This is a genomic window from Arthrobacter sp. StoSoilB20 (assembly GCF_019977295.1).
Lineage (GTDB): Bacteria > Actinomycetota > Actinomycetes > Actinomycetales > Micrococcaceae > Arthrobacter > Arthrobacter nicotinovorans_A.
Window position 1 is genome coordinate 329,977 of sequence record NZ_AP024651.1, and the last position, 17,646, is coordinate 347,622.

Below are 17,646 nucleotides of genomic sequence, written 5' to 3' on the forward strand. Positions count from 1 at the left end.
TTTCAACCAACGTACAACCCAGAAAGAACCAGGTAGCCACACCATGAAGAAGACTGTTGCGTGCATTGCGGGGGTGCTTGTTTCGGCAGCCGCACTCGCCGGTTGTTCGTCGTCCCCGAGCAACGAGGCGGGGACGTCGCCGTCGTCAACTACAACCCAGGCCGCCACCACCGGTGAGGCAAAACCTGCCAACCCCGGTACCGGCATCATCGAAGCCACCAAGATGACCTCCTGCGATACTGCGCAGGGAAAAGTGACGGCGAAGGGGACCGTGACTCCTCCTGAGGGAACCAAGGGCACGGTCAAGATCACCGTCAGCTGGGTGGACCCGAAAACCTCGGCAGTCCTCGCCCGCGGGGAGCAAACCTTCAAGGACGCTGCAGCGGGCAAGGCCCTTGACTGGGTCGCCAACGCAGAGGTGACCAAACCCGCCACGGAGATCAAGTGCGTCCTGGGGGCCACGGTCCTCTAGGCAAGCAGTTCCAGCAAAGCAGTTCCAGCAAGCACCATTCCTCAGCGGCCGGTCAGGTATCCATTACCTGGTCGGCCGCTGTTTTTGCCACTGAACCGCGTGCCAGAACAGGAGCGTAGATGTCAGAAGCAGCGCACCCAGAAACGCGTACGGGGTGTACGTCATCAGCATGAAGTTCAGTTGGGCCGACATATTGAACATCGTGGGTCCTGACATCGCAGCTCCGGTCTCATTCACCGCCCACACTCCCACCCACAAAAGGCCCGCGTCCAGTACCCACAACGCAATGATGAACGGGTTAATGGGGATTCTCCTGCGTTCCCGGTCCGCAGGCTCCGGCACATGGGGGCTGACGGCCTGCACGGCATTGCCATGCTCGTCGATTTCGCGGAAGCCGATGCGCTCGTGGACGTGGTCCTTCATAGGTCCCCCAACCGTTGACTGCGGATAGTCCTTGCACTAAAGAGTGCCACATTCTGCACCCAAAGGGGCTCGAAAAAAAGTCAATGACGCGCTGCCGGACCATAAAAATACGAGAAACCGCCTTCCAAGCGAAATAGGTCACAAAAGTTTGACGGAAAGGCTTACCTAAGTAAGGCTTACCTTGCTAACAAGCGCCCCAACGCAATGGAAGGAAGCTGACGTGACGTCACCCAGTGTCGAAGAGCGGATCGCTCAGGAGCAGGATTTTGGCTCCAAAGTGGAGCTGGCCCTCGCTGCCACCAACCAGCTGTTCAACGCCCGAAATTCGCCCAGTTACGTCGCGCAGGTTCTGCAGGGAGTCAACGCTGTCTCCACCAAAGTCCAGAGGACCGCGCGGCCGTTCACCGGCGTCGGGCATGCTGAGCTGAAAGCCAAGGTTGGCGCCGTCGATCTGGAACAGCCGCTCCCGGACACTGCAGCAGCGCTGGAGGAACTCGATGAGCTCTACCTCAAGGACGCTGTCTACTTCCATGATTCCCGCTACGCAGCGCACCTGAATTGCCCTGTGGTCATACCCGCGTTGGTGGGGGAGGCCGTCCTCTCTGCCGTCAACTCCTCCATGGATACGTGGGACCAGAGCGCCGGCGCCACAATGATCGAGCGCCGCCTCATTGACTGGACCGCGGAGCGCATTGGCTTCACGGACGACGCTGACGGAGTGTTCACGTCCGGCGGCAGCCAGTCCAACTTCCAGGCGCTGCTGATCGCCCGCAATCATGCCGTCGCCAAGCTGCGGGCAGCCAATGGGGACGCCCGCCTGCCGCTGCTGCTGGACAGGCTCCGGATCTTCACCTCCGTGGACAGCCACTTCAGCATCCAGAAGTCAGCATCCATGCTGGGGCTGGGCTTCGACGCAGTCATCGCCGTACCCACCACCGATGACCACCGCATGGATCGCACCGCCCTCGCGGCTGCTTTGGCGGAAGCGCACGACGCCGGGCTGGTCCCGATGGCGGTCGTGGCCACTGCCGGAACCACGGACTTCGGTTCGGTTGACCCGCTGTCCGAAATGGCCGCCTTGGTCCGCGCCTACGATTCCTGGTTGCACGTGGATGGCGCCTACGGTGGAGGGCTGATCGTTTCCGGCCGTCACCGCCACCTCCTGGACGGAATCCACCTCGCCGATTCCGTCACTGTCGACTTCCACAAGACCTTCTTCCAGCCCGTCAGTTCCAGCGCAATCCTGGTCCGCAACGGCTCCATGATGGGTCACGTCACCTACTACGCCGACTACTTGAACCCGGAAAGCGCGGCCAAGGCCGAGATCCCCAACCAAGTGGACAAGAGCATCCAGACCACCCGCCGCTTCGATGCCCTGAAGCTGTGGCTGACCCTCCGCATCATGGGCGCCGACGCTATCGGCGCGCTGTTCGATGAGGCAATCGACCTCACCGCCCGGGTGGGAACGCTGCTGGCCGATGACGCGGAATTCGAACTGGCCGCCGCACCGCAGCTGAGCACCCTGGTGTTCCGCTACCGCCCTGCCGTGAACGGTGCCCCGCTCGACGAGGACGCTGCAGACACCCTCAACCCGGCCATTCGTGCTGCGATCTTCGCTTCGGGCGAGGCCGTCGTGGCCGGCACCAAGGTCGCTGGCCGCCATTACCTGAAATTCACCCTCCTGAACGCCGAGGCAAGCCTGGGGGACATCCAGGAAATCATCGAACTTATCCGCCGAACGGGCAACGGCCTGCTGGCGAACACTTTGGAGGCCGCAGCATGAGCGCCCAAGAGACCATCTACGACGTCGCGGGAATCGGCGTCGGACCTTTCAACCTGGGCCTGGCCGCCCTGAGCGAGCCGGTCGGGGACCTGGACTGCGTGTTCCTGGATCGTCGCGAGTCCTTCGACTGGCACCCCGGCATGATGCTTGAACCGGCGCACCTGCAGGTCCCGTTCATGGCGGACCTTGTGACGCTCGCCGATCCGACGTCGCCGTTCTCCTTCCTGAACTTCCTCAAGCAGACCGGCCGCCTGTACCGCTTCTATATCCGCGAGAACTTCTACCCGCTGCGCGCCGAGTACAACCAGTACTGCCAGTGGGTGGCAGGACAGCTTGAATCCGTTCGTTTTAGCACGGATGTGCTGGATGTAACGTACGACGACGGCGTGTACCGGCTTTCGGTGCAGGGCCCGGGCGGCGCTGAGGTGCTTCGCGCCCGGAAACTGGTCCTTGGTACCGGCACCTCGCCGTACGTCCCGGATTCCTGCGCAGGAATAGTGGAAGCCGGCGGACTTGTCCTCCACAACGCCGACTACCTGTCGAGGAAGAGTGAGCTGCAGTCCAAGCGGAGCATCACGATCGTGGGCAGCGGGCAGAGTGCGGCCGAGCTGTACTACGAGTTGCTTCAGGAAATTGACGTGTACGGCTACCAGCTCAACTGGGTCACCCGCTCCGGCCGCTTCTTCCCCTTGGAGTACACCAAGCTCACCCTGGAGATGACGTCGCCGGAGTACGTGGACTACTTCCACTCACTCCCGGGCGAGCAACGCGATTCGCTGATCAAGAGCCAGAAGAACCTGTACAAGGGCATCAACTCGGACCTGATCGATGACATCTATGACCTCCTCTACACCAAGAGCCTCTCCGGCATGGTGGACACCCAGTTGCACACGCACTCCTCGCTGACCGCAGCAGAGTGGGACCCGGCCGCGGGAACCCACACTCTTCAGTTGCGCCACGAAGAACACGGCCGCGATTACAGCCTTGAGTCCGAGGCCGTAGTCCTGGCTACCGGTTACACCTACAAGGAGCCTGCTTTCCTGTCCGGCATCCAGGACCGGATCCGCCGTGACGCCAAGGGTCGCTTCGACGTCGAGCGCAACTACGGGACCGGCGTCGTACCCGGCGAAATCTTCGTCCAGAACGCCGAGTTGCACACCCATGGCTTCGTCACTCCGGACCTCGGCATGGCGGCCTACCGCAACTCGTGCATCCTGCGTGAAATCACCGGCCGCGAGGTCTACCCGATCGAGCGCAGCATCGCGTTCCAGCAGTTTGGGGCGCCGGCTCCGGTGACTCCCGCAGAACCTGCCGGCCTGCCCGAAACCGCGGGGGTCTCCGTATGAACATCACATTCCGCCCCGTTGACCCGGTAGCTGACGCACCTGTCCTCCACAGCTGGGTCAGCCAAGAATACGCACGGTTCTGGGGCATGGTCTCGGCCAGTGAGCAGGACGTTGTGGAGGAGTACTCAAGGATTGCCGGGTCCGCTCATCACCAAGCGTTCCTGGGGCTCGACGACGGCGTTCCCGCCTTCCTGATGGAGCGGTACCGGCCCGGCTCCTCTCCATTGGCGGACGTTTACGAGGTCCAGCCCGGTGACGTGGGAATGCATCTGCTGGTGTCACCGCCCAGTGGCGAACCCCGGCCCGGTTTCACCACTGCCGTCATGCAGTCCGTTATGGCGGAACTGTTCGCCGACCCCGCAACCCAGCGGGTCGTCGTCGAGCCTGACGCCCGGAACCACAAGATCCACGTCCTGAACGAAAAGGTGGGCTTCCGCCCACACGGCGTGGTGACGCTTCCCGCCGTCGATCCTGCCGAAGACCATAAGCAGGGGCTCCTGAGCTTCTGCACCCGCGAGGATTTCCTTGCTGCCCTGACCCCGATTCTGGCCGCGCCCGCCGCGGCGACCAGAGGAGAATCCCTGTGACCACCACCGCCGGCACCACCGAAGAGACCCTGGACCAGGCAGCCGCGCCTGTGTCCCACCTGACTCCGGAGCGCTGGGCCATCGCCAACCGGCACCTGGTCCGCAAGGCGATCGCGGAGTTCTCGCACGAGCGCATCCTGGTCCCTGAGCTGATCCGGCAGGAGGGCGCCGGCGTCGGGCTGTACAAGGTAGTCAGCGATGACGACGCAACGGAATACCGTTTTCGCGCACGGGTCCTGGAACTCGAGCACTGGTCAGTCCCCGCGGAATCCATCGTTCGGTTGCGGGACGGCGTAGAGCTTCCGGTGGATGCACTGGACTTCATTGCCGAATTCCAGGAGGCCCTGGCCATCCGCCAGGAAATGCTGCCCGTGTACCTCGAGGAAATCAGCAGCACGCTGGCCAGCCACGCCTACAAGCAGGGCAAGCCTTTCGGCTCGGCAGAATTGGCTGCTGGTGTCACCGGTGGTGCTGACCGGGCCGCGGACTTCCAGGCCATCGAGCACAGCATGACAGAGGGCCATCCGTGCTTCGTGGCCAACAACGGCCGGCTGGGATTCGGGATCGCGGATTACCATGCGTTCGCACCGGAAACCGGGGCAACTGTGAAGCTGCAGTGGATCGCCGTGCACCGCAGCAAGGCCGTATTCACCTCCAGCGCAGGGCTGGATTACCGGACGCACTTCGAGGCCGAACTGGGTCCGGCAACCCTCGCCTGGTACAACGCCGAATTGTCAGCCTCCGGCCTGGACCCCGAGGACTACCTCCTCATGCCTGTGCACCCCTGGCAGTGGGACAACAAGCTCACGGTGACTTTCGCGGCAGAAATCGCCCAGCGCCACATCGTGAACCTTGGCACGGGCGAAGACGCGTACCAGGCACAGCAGTCCATCCGGACGTTCTTCAACACCGACTACCCGGAAAAGGCCTACGTCAAGACGGCTATGTCCGTGTTGAACATGGGCTTCATGCGTGGACTGTCCCCGCAGTACATGAAGGCCACTCCGGCCATCAATGACTGGCTGCAGGAACTGATCGGCAGTGACCAGGAGCTCCAGGACCGGGGCCTGGCCATGATCCGTGAGACTGCAGCCATCGGGTACCACAACCACTACTACGAGGCTGCTTCGGCCAAGGGTTCGCCCTACCGGAAGATGCTCTCAGCCCTGTGGAGGGAAAGTCCGCTGCCGTTGCTCAAAGACGGGCAGCAGCTGGCGACCATGGCATCGTTGCTGCACATGGATGCTGCCGGAAACTCCGTGGTGTCTGCGCTCATTCAGCGATCCGGCCTGGCTCCCACCGAGTGGCTTCGCCGCTACTTTGAGGCCTACCTCGTGCCCCTTGTCCATTGCCTCTATGAGTACGAGCTCGCGTTCATGCCGCACGGCGAAAACGTCATCCTGATCCTCGAAGACGGCGTCCCCGTCCGGGCGATCATGAAGGACATCGCCGAGGAAATCGTGGTGATGGGGGACCGGCTGGAACTTCCCGAGGAAGTCTCCCGCATCAAGGCTGAGATCCCTGCCGAGGAAATGGTCCTGGCCATTTTTACCGACGTGTTCGACTGCATCTTCCGGTTCCTGGGCGCGATCCTTGTGGAGGACGGGACGCTGCGCGAGGACGAGTTCTGGGGTACCGCGGCCGCCGTGCTGCGGGAATACCAGCAACGCCACCCGGAACTTGCGGACCAGTTCGCCATGCATGATCTTTTTGCGCCGGACTTCGAGCTCTCCTGCCTCAACCGCCTCCAGCTGAGGAACAACCAGCAGATGCTGGACATTTCGGACCCCTCCGGCGGGCTCCAGATGGCCGGACGCTTGGCCAACCCCTTGGCCAAGTTCGCCTAGGAATCCCCGCGAGGGGTTAGCTCTCGGCACTTTCAGGAGGTTGAAAGGGTCGAGAGCTAACCCCTCGGCGATGAGGTGAGCGCCACGATCTCCGTGGAGTAACTCTGGGAGGACTTCATGGACCCACGGAACCAGCACACGGCGTGTACGGACTCATCGCCCGGGACCACCATGGGGCGGAGATTGTCCACCGCGGATCCCTCAGTGATGGCTTCCCATGTCCAACTGGCACCTGAATCCGCCGTGACGCCCCGATAGATTTCATAGTGCTCTGTGGTTTCGCCAGTCCGCGGATCCATGGGTGTGGAGATGTAGACGCGGTTCAGGTCATTGGGATCCACAGCACCCAGACCCGTGTAGTCCTGCTCGTGCGGCAGCAGGCCGGGACCGGCGACGGCGAGGGGGTGCAGCTTCCAGCGCGCCCCGTCAAAGCGGGCGTACAGCAGGCGGTGGTCGTCGACGTCGAGCATTTGCTCCCGCTGCAGCGGCCCGTTGACGTCGTTGGCCCGGCAAGTGACGATTGCAGCCAGTTCCTTGCCTTGGCAGCGCAGGTCAGTAGTCCAACCGTGGGTGAGGACATCGCCGTCGAGCGTTGTTCCGGCCTCGAAAACGGTGGTCAATGCCGTCTGGTTGATGCCTTCGGACCCGATCACCGGTTTGCTGACCACAGTTCCCGAGGCGTCGTGAAGGGCGTCGTTCTGGAGATAGCCGTGATAGATGCTGTTGTTGAAATCGCGCGGATGGTGGTCCGTGGTGATGAGGTCGATCCTGTCCGCACCGTTCCCGGCATAGCGGGTGTATCCGTTGACGTAACCGATCTTTGGCCGTGTGAAGAGCTTGCCGCCGTAACTCCACGTGCTGCCGTTGTCCTCGGAAACCATCATGGTGGGGTCGTCGTTGATGGCGCGGACAAAGTTGTAAACCCTGCCCTCCATGCTCAGGAAATGCAGGTTGGAATATGTGGCACCACGGCCCTGCGCCAGTTCTGTCCAGTCGAACTGCTGCTCCGGCTCCCACTCTGAGGCGTCGTGGGGCCGGACCGAAACCCGCCAGCGCGAGTAGTTGTCCGTTTTGTGTTTGGCATACATCGCCACATAGCGACCATCCGGCCGGATCAGGAGCGCAGGGGCATTGTGGTCATCGGCCTCCAGCTGTTCATGGAGCACGTGGACCCGGCTTTGCCCGGTAGCAAGGTCGAGCACCGCAATTTCGATGTTTCCGCCCCTCCGCGCACCCCCGGGGCCGTCCGGCGAGGCCACTGAACCAAGCAACAGGGTGTTGTTGGCGGGGTCTATCAGTGCGCGTTCATCCTGGAACCAGCACCAGGCGCCGTTGTTGTTGAGGAGAAGTGCGTCCTGCGGGGAGGGGGCATCGTTGACCATAGCCATCCTTTGCATCGTTTCAATCAGGCCATCCTAACGCTTTCCGCCGGCCATATGGGGGACTCCAGGCAGCACTTTTTGAGGTTCCGGAAGTCGACTCTCAAAAAATTCCAGAAACTGTGACACGTTTTTCGGCCTTGCGGTACTTGACGATCGAAGCCGCCTGCCTGAAAGCAGCGGCACACGATTTGCACACACATTCAGCTGTGTCATTCGTCGGCGTTCGATCAATAAACGGGGGCTGCCAGTGACGTGGATGACTCCGAGTTCTGGAAGGAATCTCCCTTGAAGTCTCCCCTTGGGAAAGCAATGGCATTCTTCGCCGTGCTCATGGTGTTACTTGGGACGCTGTCATTCGGGGTCTTTGGCCCCGGGACGGCGGCCCAGGCATATCAGGTGCCCACCGCGGCCCCCGTCATTTCCAATGGCATTGCCACAACCACCATGCCCGGATCCGGGCTTACTACGACCTATTCCGCATCCGGACTGACTGACGTCTTTGGTGGATCGACCCTGGGCAGTCGAGGCTTCGTGCCCAGCGACTACAACCAAGGGCTCGTTGGGACCCTGCCGACCGTGGAATTCTCCACCGATGCTGTCAACAACTGCGCCACCACTGGTCCGTGCTCCGGACTGGGCAGCATCACCATCAACTTCAGCCAGCCAGTCCGGAACCCCGTGCTGAACCTCGCAGGGTTGGGCGGCAACTCCGCCTGGGATGAGGGGCTCAACGGCAGCATTGACCGTATCTCCCAACTGCACGCCGTGCTTGGGCTCGCAACCACCGGCCTGACCATGACCAAGCTGTCAGGCGGAAACCTTTCAGTGTCAGGTAACACCATCACTGCCGTGAACGACAGCACATCCGCGCGGTGCAACACCGTGGTCCAATCCTCAACGCCGCAACCGCCGGATGCGGGAGCGACTGCTGCCTGTGGATCCGTCCGGATCAACGGCCTCGTGTCCACCCTGACCTTCAATGTCTCCGCCGTCTTCACCAGGACCACATCGGCCCTCCCGGGGTACTCGGACAACGACCCCCAATCTTCGCTGCACAGCGAAGACAACTACGTGATGACTCTTACCGTGCCCCAGGACTTTGGCGACGCCCCCACGAGCTACGACCAAAACAACGCCGCATCTGCCGTCCTTTCCGACGTCACTCTGGGACCCTCTGTGACCGAAGACAACGCACAGGTGGCCAACGGCACCGTTTCCCCCAATGCCAGTGCCACCGCTGCCTTGGATCAGGACAACGGGGTGGTGCTCACCCCCATGACCTTGGGCGCAACGAGTTACTCCACCACTGTGGCGATCAGCGGAGCCGGCAAAGCGGGCACAACCTGTGGATGGATCGACTTCGACAAGGACGCGATTTTCGACAACCCCGCCGAACGGGCCTGCGCAACCTTTGCAGCCGGAGCCACTTCCGCAACCCTGACGTGGGCCACCATTCCCGGCGGCATGACCGCAGGCACAACGTACGCCAGGTTCCGCATTGGCTACACGGCCACACAGATCCAGTCGCCGATCGGTGCATCGAACTCGGGTGAAGTAGAAGACTACGTCTTTACCATCGCCCCCGCTCCGGCGCCGGCGATTTCCTTGGTCAAGTCCGTGGACAAGACCACCTTGGTGGCAGGCCAGACGGCAACCTACACCTTCGTTGCCACCAACACGGGCAACGTGACGCTGACCGGAGTGGTCATCACTGAGACACAGTTCTCCGGTACCGGAACCATGTCCTCCTTGACCTACACCTGGCCCGGAATTGCCGGAACCCTCCTTGCCGGCCAGTCAGCCACGGCAACCGCAACATATGTGGTGACGCAGGCCGACGTCACGTCTGGTCTGTTGACCAACACCGCGAAGGTTACGGGAACCCCTCCCGTCGGCGTCCCGGTAACGGCCACCAGCAAGGCGCAGGTTACTGCGCCGCCGGCATGGGTCATCAGCAAGGGTGCCACCGTTGGCGGCGTCACTAATCCGTCGGTGAGCCCGGGGCAGACAATCGTCTACACCGTGACCGCCACCAGTACCAGCGGACAGATCACCGGGGTAGTCCTCACAGACAACCTGGCGAACGTCCTGGACCAGGCAACCTTCGTTGCCGGATCAGCCACGCTGAAGATCGGCACGGCAGCGGCCACTCCCGTAGCGAATCCGGCCAACGGTTCAACCACCCTGACGACGGCGGCCTTCACCCTCCCGGCGGGCGCCACCGCAACGCTGAGCTACTCAGTAGTGGTCAAGGCTGATGTCTGGAGCGAGGAATTGATCAATACGGTGACCGGCAGTGGCAGCGTCCCTCCATCCCGGTGTGCAACAGGCGTGACGCCGATTGCGCCGGAATGCATCACCACTCATCGCGTAACCGCCAAGTTCCTGATTGAGAAGCTGGGCGAGTCCTCGGACTCCTCCTGGGTTGCCATGAACGGTTCGTCCTGGGTGCTCAAGACCGACGCAGCGGGCATGCCCGGAACCAACGCCGCCTACACGGTGACGGCCATCCCGGGACAGACAGGCCAGTTCCAAGTGGAAGGCATCAAGCCGGGCACCTATTGGCTGGAAGAGACCCAGGCCCCTGCCGGCTTCAACCTGTTGGCCGAGGCCGTCAGGTTCACGGTGGCAGCGGATGGCGTTGTCACCCTGGGCCAAGGCAGCGGCTCCGGCGTGGTCACCAGCGCGGACCAGGACGGTGACGGGATCTTCCTGGTCAGCGTGCGCGACGTACCGGCCCTGCAGATGCCCGAAACCGGAGGCATCGGCTATTGGCCATTTGCCTTGGCAGGCTCCGCCACGCTGCTCGCAGCCGCCGTCCTGGCTTCCGGAAACCTCCGCCGCAGGAAAGACCAACCGGCCACCTGAGGCACCATGCGTGACACCACTTCCGGGGAAACGCATGCCAAAAATGTTCACCTCCGAACACCGCACCACCACTAAGAAAGAGGACAGAAGTGAGTAATCACAGCTCACGGCGGCTTTTGAAGACCGCCGCCGCCACCATTACGGGGGCGGTGCTGGCAATGTCGTTCTCCATGGCTCCGGCATCGGCCGCTCCCCTTGTTGACGGTGACCAGACGGGGTCCATCACCGTTCACAAGTTTGAACGTCCGGACACCCCCACCGGCTTGCCCAACAACGGCACCGTGGTTGATACCACCGGCCTTAACCCGCTGGCAGGCATCGAATTCACCATCCAGCAGGTCAACACCATCGACCTGTCCAGCAACGCCGGATGGGAAGCTGCACACAACCTGAGCAGCGTCTTCTCGGCAAGCGACCCGGCAGGTTCCATTTCCGGGGCAGGCTTCACGCTTGGATCTGCGCAGACGGACACCACCAACGCTGCCGGCACTGCTGCTTTCGGCAACCTCCCTGTTGGCCTGTACCTGGTCTCGGAAACGGCGTACCCGTCCGGCGTCACGCCTTCGGCACCGTTCCTGGTTTCCGTTCCGTTGACGGACCCGGACAACAAGGACAACTGGCTTTACGACGTCCACGTATACCCCAAGAACTCCGTCACGGGTGCAGAGAAGACTGTCACCGATGCTCCTGACATCAAGCTGGGCGACCAGATCGACTACACGATCACCGGTGACATCCCCAATGACGCAGTCATCGACGGCTACAAGATTGTTGATCAGCTCGATACCAAGCTGAGCTACGTCGATGCCACGGCAACGCTGGTTGATGGCACGGTCATCACCAAGGGCACCGACTACACGGTGAACTTCGATGCCGCCACGAACACTGTTTCGGCAGTCTTCACGCCGGCCGGCCTGGCAGTGCTTGCAGCACACAACGACACCCGCGTCCAGCTGGTTGTGAACACCACCGTCAACACCATTGGCGAGATCGAAAACGAAGCCTTGATCTACCCGAACCTGGGCAGCTTCACCACCGCTCCGGGCCAGCCCGGCGGCCCGATCGTCACCCCTCCCGTAGTCACCAAGTGGGGCGAGATCACCCTCCAGAAGGTCAACGAGACCGGTGCTGCACTGGCTGGTGCTTCCTTCTCGGTGTACGCCACCGAGGCTGACGCCCTGGCCGGAACCAACCCCATCACCCTCAACGGCACGAGCACCTTCACCGTTGCTGCTGATGGCACGCTGACCATTTCCGGCCTGCGTTACTCGGGTTGGGCCAACGGCGCAGCTGTTGCTCCCGGCTCGGCTGACTACCGCACGTACTACCTCGTGGAAACCACCGCTCCCTCCGGCTACGAGCTGTTGGCAGAGCCGGTCTCCTTCCTGGTGGATGCAGCAACCACTGCTGTGGGCATCGACCTCGAGGTCAAGAACGTACCGTCCAACGGCGGCTTCGAGCTGCCGCTGACCGGTGGCGTTGGAACCGGTCTGCTGTACGGAGCCGGCCTCCTCCTGGTCGCCGGTGCCAGCCTGCTGTTCGTCCGCACACGCAGGACAACCAACAGCTAACACCTGGGGCCGGCCAAAGCCGTGCTCCTGGTAACAACAGGGTGGGGGAAGACGCATGAACTGCGTTTTCCCCCACTTTGGTTCCTGCATGTACCGTTATCTGCCCAGGATTCAGATGCCACAACTCCCAGCCCGTATCCGCAACCTTCCCCACCATTGGAGCAAACAGCGGCTGTTCATAGTCCTTGCTGCTGTGATCGGTGTGGGGGTGCTCCTGTATCCGACCGCTGCCGCCTGGTTCTCTGACCGGGTCCATGCCACGGAAATCAGCGGCTACGTGGACTCGGTGGAGAACCTCAATCCCTCGCAGCAACAGGCGCTCCTGGACGAGGCCCGCACCTTCAACGACCGCCTCCCGGCAGGGCCCCTCCGCGATCCCTACTCCCTCAATGAAAAGGGGGAGCAGACTGTCATCGGTGCCGGGTCCGAGGCCTACAAGAAGATGCTCGCAGTGGGGCCGGGCGGCATGATGGGCCGGATCAGCATTCCCTCCATCCATGCGGACCTGCCGATTTTTCACGGCACCGACGAGGACGCGCTCTCCAAGGGAGTCGGGCACCTGTTTGGCTCGGCGCTTCCCGTAGGCGGCGAAGGCACCCACAGTGTCCTGACGGGGCACTCCGGCTTTGTCAACGCCACCCTCTTTGACCACGTAGACCAGATGGCCAAAGGCGATGTCTTCAGCATTTCGACCCTGGACGAAACCCTGTACTACAAGGTGGACCAGATCCTGACGGTCCTTCCGGACGAGACAGATGCACTCCGGAAGGTCGAGGGGAAGGACTACGTCACCCTCATTACGTGCACGCCCAAGGGGGTCAACAGCCACAGGTTGCTGGTGCGGGGCGAACGCACGGAGCCCCCGACCACCGGTGATGGCCAGCAAGTCCTACCCAGTACCGCGATCGATCCCGGCTTTCCCTGGTGGGCCTTGGCCATGCTGGGCATCATTTTTGTTGCTGTGGTGGTGACCCGGCCACGTACCCGCAAGGATCAGGAAGCGGAAACGGCCATGCCTGAAGCCCGGCAGGAAGCCGCCCAGGCAGCCGCGCAGGCAGCCGCGCCCCAATCCGCCCAGGCAGCCGCGCCCCAATCCGCCCGGGCAGCCGCCCCTGAAGCCGCGCAGGCATCCGTGCCGGAAACCGCGCACGCAGCCGCACCTGAATCCGCCCTTTTGGACGAACTCCTAAATCGTGCCGATCCCTGAACCGGTGCGTTCTTCGCTCCAGCCCTACTAGTCTTGGCGCATGACGACACGAGCCAATGAACTCACTGCCCTGATCACGGGGGCCACGGCCGGGCTCGGTGCTGAATTTGCGCGCCAGCTTGCCGAAGCCGGACATCACGTGGTGCTGGTGGCCCGCGACGAGGACCGCTTGAAGGAAAAGGCCGCCGAGCTCGAACGCGACTTCAGTATCTCGGCGGAGGTCCTTCCCGCTGACCTGACCACCGGCGTCGGGGTTTCGGCAGTTGCCGACCGCCTCAGGGATGCCGCCCGGCCCGTGGACGTGCTGGTCAACAACGCAGGTATAGGTCTTCTGAAGTCTTTTGAACGCAATGACCTGGACGAGGAACGGCGGCACCTGAGGCTGCATGTGCAGACGCCCATGGAGCTGTGCCACGCAGCGTTGGAGGTCATGTTGGCCCGGGGCAAAGGAAGGATCATTAACGTGGCCAGCGTTGCTGCCTTCGCCAACCGCGGCACCTATTCGGCGGCCAAGGCCTGGCAGGTGACCTTCAGCAGGTGGGCCAACATCACGTATGCGAAGTCCGGGGTGCAGGTTACCGCTGTATGCCCCGGTTTCACCCACACAGAATTCCATGACCGCATGGGGATGGACAAGTCGGTAGCCCCCCGCTTCCTCTGGTTGACGGCCGAACGGGTAGTGCGCGAAGGACTCGAGGACAACGCCAACGGCAAGGGCGTTTCCATCCCGACGCGCCGCTACAAAGTGGTCACCTTCTTTGCCCGGGTTCTCCCGGCCAAGCTGACGTCCGGCCCACCCCGCAAACCGCTGGAGCCGTAGCTCTGCTGGAAGGGGAGGGGCTTACTGCGGGTCCCGTCGCGCCCGGACCAGCACCGCCACCGCGATCCCGACCACAGCCCCCACAAAGGTCTCGATGGCGCGCTCCATCACCAGCACGCCAGGATCCATGGGCGCTGCCAACTGCGCGATCAGCAGTATCACCGGCGTAAAGAACACCATGGCCCACCCATAGTGCCGGGCCATGAAAAGCTCGGTGGGAAACTGGCAAAGGACCACCAGCACGGCCAGCACCACGGCGGTTTGACCGGGGAAGTACTGAAGCGGCGATAGCGGACTGGGGAAAAGTACGACGGCGACCACCGCCAACCCGAGGAACGTCCCCACGATGCGGTGGATGCCCCGGTGGACGCGGCTGGGGAGGTCGGCTCCGGCAAGGGGCACGGCCGCGGCAGCCATGGCCCAGTGGGGATGCCCGCTTCCGCTCAGCACTCCGATGGTCCCGGCCGCACTGACGGCGAGCGAGTAGCGCGCGGCGTGGACCAAGGCAGCCTGGACCAACGCTGCCTGGCGCCGGGGACCGCGGAGGACGGGAACATCGCGGGCCGCACCGGACTCCCACCTGCGGTGCCGGAACCAACCGGCAAAGCCGACTACGAGTGAAAAGGCGGCGGACCCGGCCCCGATGAGTACCGCCGTCGTGGGTGGCACGCTGGTTGGCACCGAAGCGCAAGCGCCCAGTGCGAGGATCCCGAAGAACGGGCCAATGGGCTTGAGCCGGACAGCATCGGCGTAAAGCGAGCCGGCACCTGCGAACACCGTAGCTATCAGGACAAGCCACCAGGAGTGAATGTGGTTGACCGAAAGGACGACGCCGATGCCCAGCCCGCCCACCAGGAACAGGGCCGCCTGCGCTTGATGCTTGAGCCTGAGCTGGTGCGTCTCGTTGCGCCCGTACATGCCGGTCAGCGCGCCGAATACGGCGTACATCATGAGGTCCGGGCGGCCGATGAGGATGAGGAACAACCCTGGCACGGCGACGCTCAGCGCAACCCGAACTGCGGAGAGGCGATCATTGTTGGCAGGGCCAAGCCGGTGCAATTCGCGGGCATGGGTGATGATTGCGGGCACCGGAAAACACCACCGATCAGTTAGGGTCTGCCCTTGAAAATTATCAGGATCCTGCCAGCTGCCGCCATTAGCCCGGTCACAAGCCGTAGCGGACTCCGGCGCGCGGACAGGGCAACGTCTGGGAAGATCGAGATATGCCCGTAGCTTTCGTATGCCGCACCCGCAGTTCCATGTCACCGCAGGAGCTGTTCGATCTCTCCCGCAACATCGACGCCCATGTGGGGTCCATGACCAAGAGCCGCGAGAAGGCAATCGGTGGAGTGACCAGCGGCCTCATCTCCCAAGGCGAAACGGTGACGTGGCAGGCATGGCACCTCGGAGTCCGGTTCCGTATGACCAGCCGCATCACGGGCATGGAGGCGCCGTCGTCGTTCTCTGACGAACAGGTGAAAGGCCCTTTCAAGTACCTCCGGCACACACACGAGTTCCGGCCGGACGGCGACGGGACGCTCATGGTGGACACGGTGGAATTCGCTGCACCGTTCGGCCCCTTGGGCAGGCTGGCGGAGAAGCTGGTCCTGGCCCGTTACATGGAGAACCTGATCGGGAAGCGAAACGAATTCCTGGTTGCGCAGGCACCGTCGGCTGCAACTCCGCCCAGTCCGGATTCCCGGCAATGATCAGGCTCGCGCATGCGGACGATCTTCTGATGATGCAGGATATCGAACGTGCCGCGGGCCAGGCTTTCCGGTCGCTCGGCATGGACTCCGTGGCGGAGGACGAGCCCCTGACAGTCGAGGAACTGCACGCTTATGCTGCAGGGGGTCGCGCCTGGGTTTTTGTGGACGGACTCGACTATCCGGTGGCTTACCTCCTGGCGGACGTTGTTGACGGCAACGGCCATGTGGAACAGGTCAGCGTCCACCCGGACCATGCCCACCAGGGATTGGGGCGTGAACTGCTGCATGCGGCGCGTGTGTGGACCAGGGGGCACGGAATGCTGCGTCAAACCCTGTGCACGTTCCGCGACGTCCCATGGAATGCCCCGTATTACCGCCGGCTGGGTTTTGAAGTGCTCGACGCCGGAAGTTGGGGCCCGGAGCTGGCCCACCTGATGGAGCACGAAGCTGAGTTGGGCCTGACCCGCTGGCCGCGGGTGGCGATGTGGCGTCCTGCGGTTCCGCCGATCAATTCCGGGCCCGGCGCCTAGCTGGCTTTAGGGCCTGACTACTAGCCGGTTTTTTTGGCCGGCTTGGTGCCCAAGGCCATGTTGATTGCCCAGCCGAGCAGGGTGACCAGCACTATGGCGCCGGCCATGCTCAGGAGTTGGGCTGGTGCGGCAAGTATCCCCAGGCTCACAATCAGGGTGGTGGCCCCGGCCGGGGGATGGGGCATCTTGATGGCCGTCAGCACCATGGTGGTGACGGCCACGGAGAGTGCACCCGCAATCACAAAGCGGGGATTGAGTCCGCCGACCGGCGCGGGAGCGGCGTTCATGAGGCCCATCGCGTAGAAACAGCCCACGCCCGCGAGCAGCCCGACGCCGTGACCCACCAGGGCATTGAGCGGCCGCGCCGATTTCTGTTCCGGCGACTCGAAAAACAGCATCACCGTGGGTCCCAGGCTCGGGAACAACCACGGCAGGTGTGTCATCAAGCCAACAATGCCGGCGGCTCCGAGGACCAGGAGGCACAGGATTGCGGCATAGCCGGCCGCGCCCACCTCTCCAGCGGTCGCTTTCGCCCGTTCCAGGACCGGTACCTGTGACATGCTGGACCTCCTCCGACGCAACCCGGACAAAGCCGCACTGTGCTTTGCCCATCGCAGGTGATGTACCCGTCAACGGCCCGGTAAAACGGCGAGCCCCGGTAAAACGGCAATCAGCCAGGCGTTAGTCCGCCACCAGCTCTACCTCGTAACTGTCCGTGTTGAGCAGGTACGCGGCGTAGTGGTCCGGTCCTCCGGCGTGGGGGTATTTGGACTCGAACATTTCATACCAGCCCGCATCGGCGCCGAGTGCACGGATCCTGTCCACGTTCTGGCGGGTTCCTGCGTGGAAGGCAATGTGGTTCAACCCAGGGTCGGTGCGCCTGTGCGCTGTCCCTGTGATGGCATCGGTCTGTTCCACCACCACGTAAGTGCCATCGAGCTTCCAGCTGCACCCGGTGGGCCACTCTTGAAATGGCACATACCCGAGCTCGCCCAGCAGCCACCCCCACTCTTCCCTTGCCCGTTCAAGGATCGGTACCCAGATTTCAAGATGGTGGATGGCCCCTGTGGGCCTTGGGGATTCCGAAGCAACCTCATGCAT

At 62.9% G+C, this 17,646-nt stretch carries 16 protein-coding genes; 11 read left to right on the forward strand and 5 right to left on the reverse strand.

Annotated features, from left to right (window positions below; translation table 11 throughout):
* The first annotated feature begins 43 nt into the window (after positions 1-43).
* Complete coding sequence (locus LDN85_RS01600; RefSeq protein ID WP_026541746.1) at positions 44-472, forward strand: hypothetical protein; 429 nt, start codon at positions 44-46, stop codon at positions 470-472.
* A 63-nt stretch (positions 473-535) separates the two neighbouring features.
* Here the strand turns inward: LDN85_RS01600 and LDN85_RS01605 are convergent, their stop codons facing one another.
* On the reverse strand, positions 536-895 hold the full coding sequence (locus LDN85_RS01605; RefSeq protein WP_026547368.1) for a hypothetical protein: 360 nt from the start codon (positions 893-895) through the stop codon (positions 536-538).
* A gap of 220 nt (positions 896-1,115) precedes the next feature.
* On the opposite strand from LDN85_RS01605, the gene LDN85_RS01610 reads away from it, so the two are divergent.
* The 4 genes from LDN85_RS01610 to LDN85_RS01625 are packed head-to-tail and all read left to right on the forward strand — an operon-like array spanning position 1,116 to position 6,458.
* Positions 1,116-2,678, forward strand: coding sequence for an aspartate aminotransferase family protein (locus LDN85_RS01610; protein WP_275966474.1), 1,563 nt, complete (start codon positions 1,116-1,118; stop codon positions 2,676-2,678).
* Entirely contained in the window at positions 2,675-4,024 is a 1,350-nt protein-coding gene (locus LDN85_RS01615; RefSeq protein WP_223944397.1) for a lysine N(6)-hydroxylase/L-ornithine N(5)-oxygenase family protein, read from the forward strand. The genes LDN85_RS01610 and LDN85_RS01615 overlap by 4 nt, the downstream gene beginning before the upstream one ends.
* Positions 4,021-4,611: a GNAT family N-acetyltransferase gene (locus tag LDN85_RS01620; RefSeq protein WP_223944398.1), complete on the forward strand. Its 591-nt coding sequence runs from the start codon at positions 4,021-4,023 to the stop codon at positions 4,609-4,611. Before LDN85_RS01615 ends, LDN85_RS01620 begins: the two co-directional genes overlap by 4 nt.
* Positions 4,608-6,458, forward strand: coding sequence for an IucA/IucC family siderophore biosynthesis protein (locus LDN85_RS01625; protein ID WP_223944399.1), 1,851 nt, complete (start codon positions 4,608-4,610; stop codon positions 6,456-6,458). Before LDN85_RS01620 ends, LDN85_RS01625 begins: the two co-directional genes overlap by 4 nt.
* Positions 6,459-6,514: 56 nt before the next feature.
* Here the strand turns inward: LDN85_RS01625 and LDN85_RS01630 are convergent, their stop codons facing one another.
* Complete coding sequence (locus LDN85_RS01630; RefSeq protein ID WP_223944400.1) at positions 6,515-7,840, reverse strand: BNR-4 repeat-containing protein; 1,326 nt, start codon at positions 7,838-7,840, stop codon at positions 6,515-6,517.
* A 285-nt stretch (positions 7,841-8,125) separates the two neighbouring features.
* On the opposite strand from LDN85_RS01630, the gene LDN85_RS01635 reads away from it, so the two are divergent.
* From LDN85_RS01635 to LDN85_RS01650, 4 genes are all read left to right on the forward strand, one after another.
* Entirely contained in the window at positions 8,126-10,708 is a 2,583-nt protein-coding gene (locus LDN85_RS01635) for a GEVED domain-containing protein (protein WP_223944401.1), read from the forward strand.
* Positions 10,709-10,797: 89 nt separating this feature from the next.
* Positions 10,798-12,279 (forward strand): SpaH/EbpB family LPXTG-anchored major pilin, encoded by a 1,482-nt coding sequence (locus LDN85_RS01640; RefSeq protein WP_223944402.1) that lies wholly within the window; start codon positions 10,798-10,800, stop codon positions 12,277-12,279.
* Between the two features lie 115 nt (positions 12,280-12,394).
* The gene (locus LDN85_RS01645) at positions 12,395-13,486 is read left to right on the forward strand and encodes a class C sortase (protein WP_223944403.1); all 1,092 of its coding nucleotides are present in this window, start codon (positions 12,395-12,397) and stop codon (positions 13,484-13,486) included.
* Between the two features lie 40 nt (positions 13,487-13,526).
* The gene (locus tag LDN85_RS01650) at positions 13,527-14,306 is read left to right on the forward strand and encodes an SDR family oxidoreductase (RefSeq protein WP_026541754.1); all 780 of its coding nucleotides are present in this window, start codon (positions 13,527-13,529) and stop codon (positions 14,304-14,306) included.
* A gap of 21 nt (positions 14,307-14,327) precedes the next feature.
* On the opposite strand, the gene LDN85_RS01655 is transcribed toward LDN85_RS01650, so the two are convergent.
* A complete protein-coding gene (locus tag LDN85_RS01655; RefSeq protein ID WP_223944404.1) occupies positions 14,328-15,395 on the reverse strand; it encodes an FUSC family protein in 1,068 nt (355 codons plus the stop codon).
* A gap of 134 nt (positions 15,396-15,529) precedes the next feature.
* On the opposite strand from LDN85_RS01655, the gene LDN85_RS01660 reads away from it, so the two are divergent.
* Both LDN85_RS01660 and LDN85_RS01665 read left to right on the forward strand, forming a co-directional pair.
* Positions 15,530-16,015, forward strand: coding sequence for an SRPBCC family protein (locus tag LDN85_RS01660; protein ID WP_026541781.1), 486 nt, complete (start codon positions 15,530-15,532; stop codon positions 16,013-16,015).
* 29 nt (positions 16,016-16,044) lie between these two features.
* Positions 16,045-16,545, forward strand: a complete 501-nt coding sequence (locus tag LDN85_RS01665; RefSeq protein ID WP_223944405.1) for a GNAT family N-acetyltransferase — start codon at positions 16,045-16,047, stop codon at positions 16,543-16,545.
* Positions 16,546-16,565: 20 nt separating this feature from the next.
* Here the strand turns inward: LDN85_RS01665 and LDN85_RS01670 are convergent, their stop codons facing one another.
* Together LDN85_RS01670 and LDN85_RS01675 are read right to left on the reverse strand one after the other, a co-directional pair.
* A complete protein-coding gene (locus LDN85_RS01670; RefSeq protein WP_223944406.1) occupies positions 16,566-17,105 on the reverse strand; it encodes an HPP family protein in 540 nt (179 codons plus the stop codon).
* A gap of 121 nt (positions 17,106-17,226) precedes the next feature.
* Positions 17,227-17,646 carry a VOC family protein gene (locus LDN85_RS01675; RefSeq protein ID WP_223944407.1) on the reverse strand — a complete coding sequence of 140 codons (420 nt, stop codon included), beginning with the start codon at positions 17,644-17,646 and terminating at the stop codon, positions 17,227-17,229.

Excerpts from the sequence above, each read along its gene's own strand:
- LDN85_RS01600 (WP_026541746.1), top strand. The coding sequence starts at position 44 with ATGAAGAAGACTGTTGCGTGCATTGCGGGGGTGCTTGTTTCGGCAGCC.
- LDN85_RS01605 (WP_026547368.1), bottom strand. The coding sequence starts at position 895 with ATGAAGGACCACGTCCACGAGCGCATCGGCTTCCGCGAAATCGACGAG.
- LDN85_RS01615 (WP_223944397.1), top strand. The coding sequence starts at position 2,675 with ATGAGCGCCCAAGAGACCATCTACGACGTCGCGGGAATCGGCGTCGGA.
- LDN85_RS01620 (WP_223944398.1), top strand. The coding sequence starts at position 4,021 with ATGAACATCACATTCCGCCCCGTTGACCCGGTAGCTGACGCACCTGTC.
- LDN85_RS01630 (WP_223944400.1), bottom strand. The coding sequence starts at position 7,840 with ATGGTCAACGATGCCCCCTCCCCGCAGGACGCACTTCTCCTCAACAAC.
- LDN85_RS01645 (WP_223944403.1), top strand. The coding sequence starts at position 12,395 with ATGCCACAACTCCCAGCCCGTATCCGCAACCTTCCCCACCATTGGAGC.
- LDN85_RS01650 (WP_026541754.1), top strand. The coding sequence starts at position 13,527 with ATGACGACACGAGCCAATGAACTCACTGCCCTGATCACGGGGGCCACG.
- LDN85_RS01660 (WP_026541781.1), top strand. The coding sequence starts at position 15,530 with ATGCCCGTAGCTTTCGTATGCCGCACCCGCAGTTCCATGTCACCGCAG.
- LDN85_RS01665 (WP_223944405.1), top strand. The coding sequence starts at position 16,045 with ATGATGCAGGATATCGAACGTGCCGCGGGCCAGGCTTTCCGGTCGCTC.
- LDN85_RS01670 (WP_223944406.1), bottom strand. The coding sequence starts at position 17,105 with ATGTCACAGGTACCGGTCCTGGAACGGGCGAAAGCGACCGCTGGAGAG.
- LDN85_RS01675 (WP_223944407.1), bottom strand. The coding sequence starts at position 17,646 with ATGCATGAGGTTGCTTCGGAATCCCCAAGGCCCACAGGGGCCATCCAC.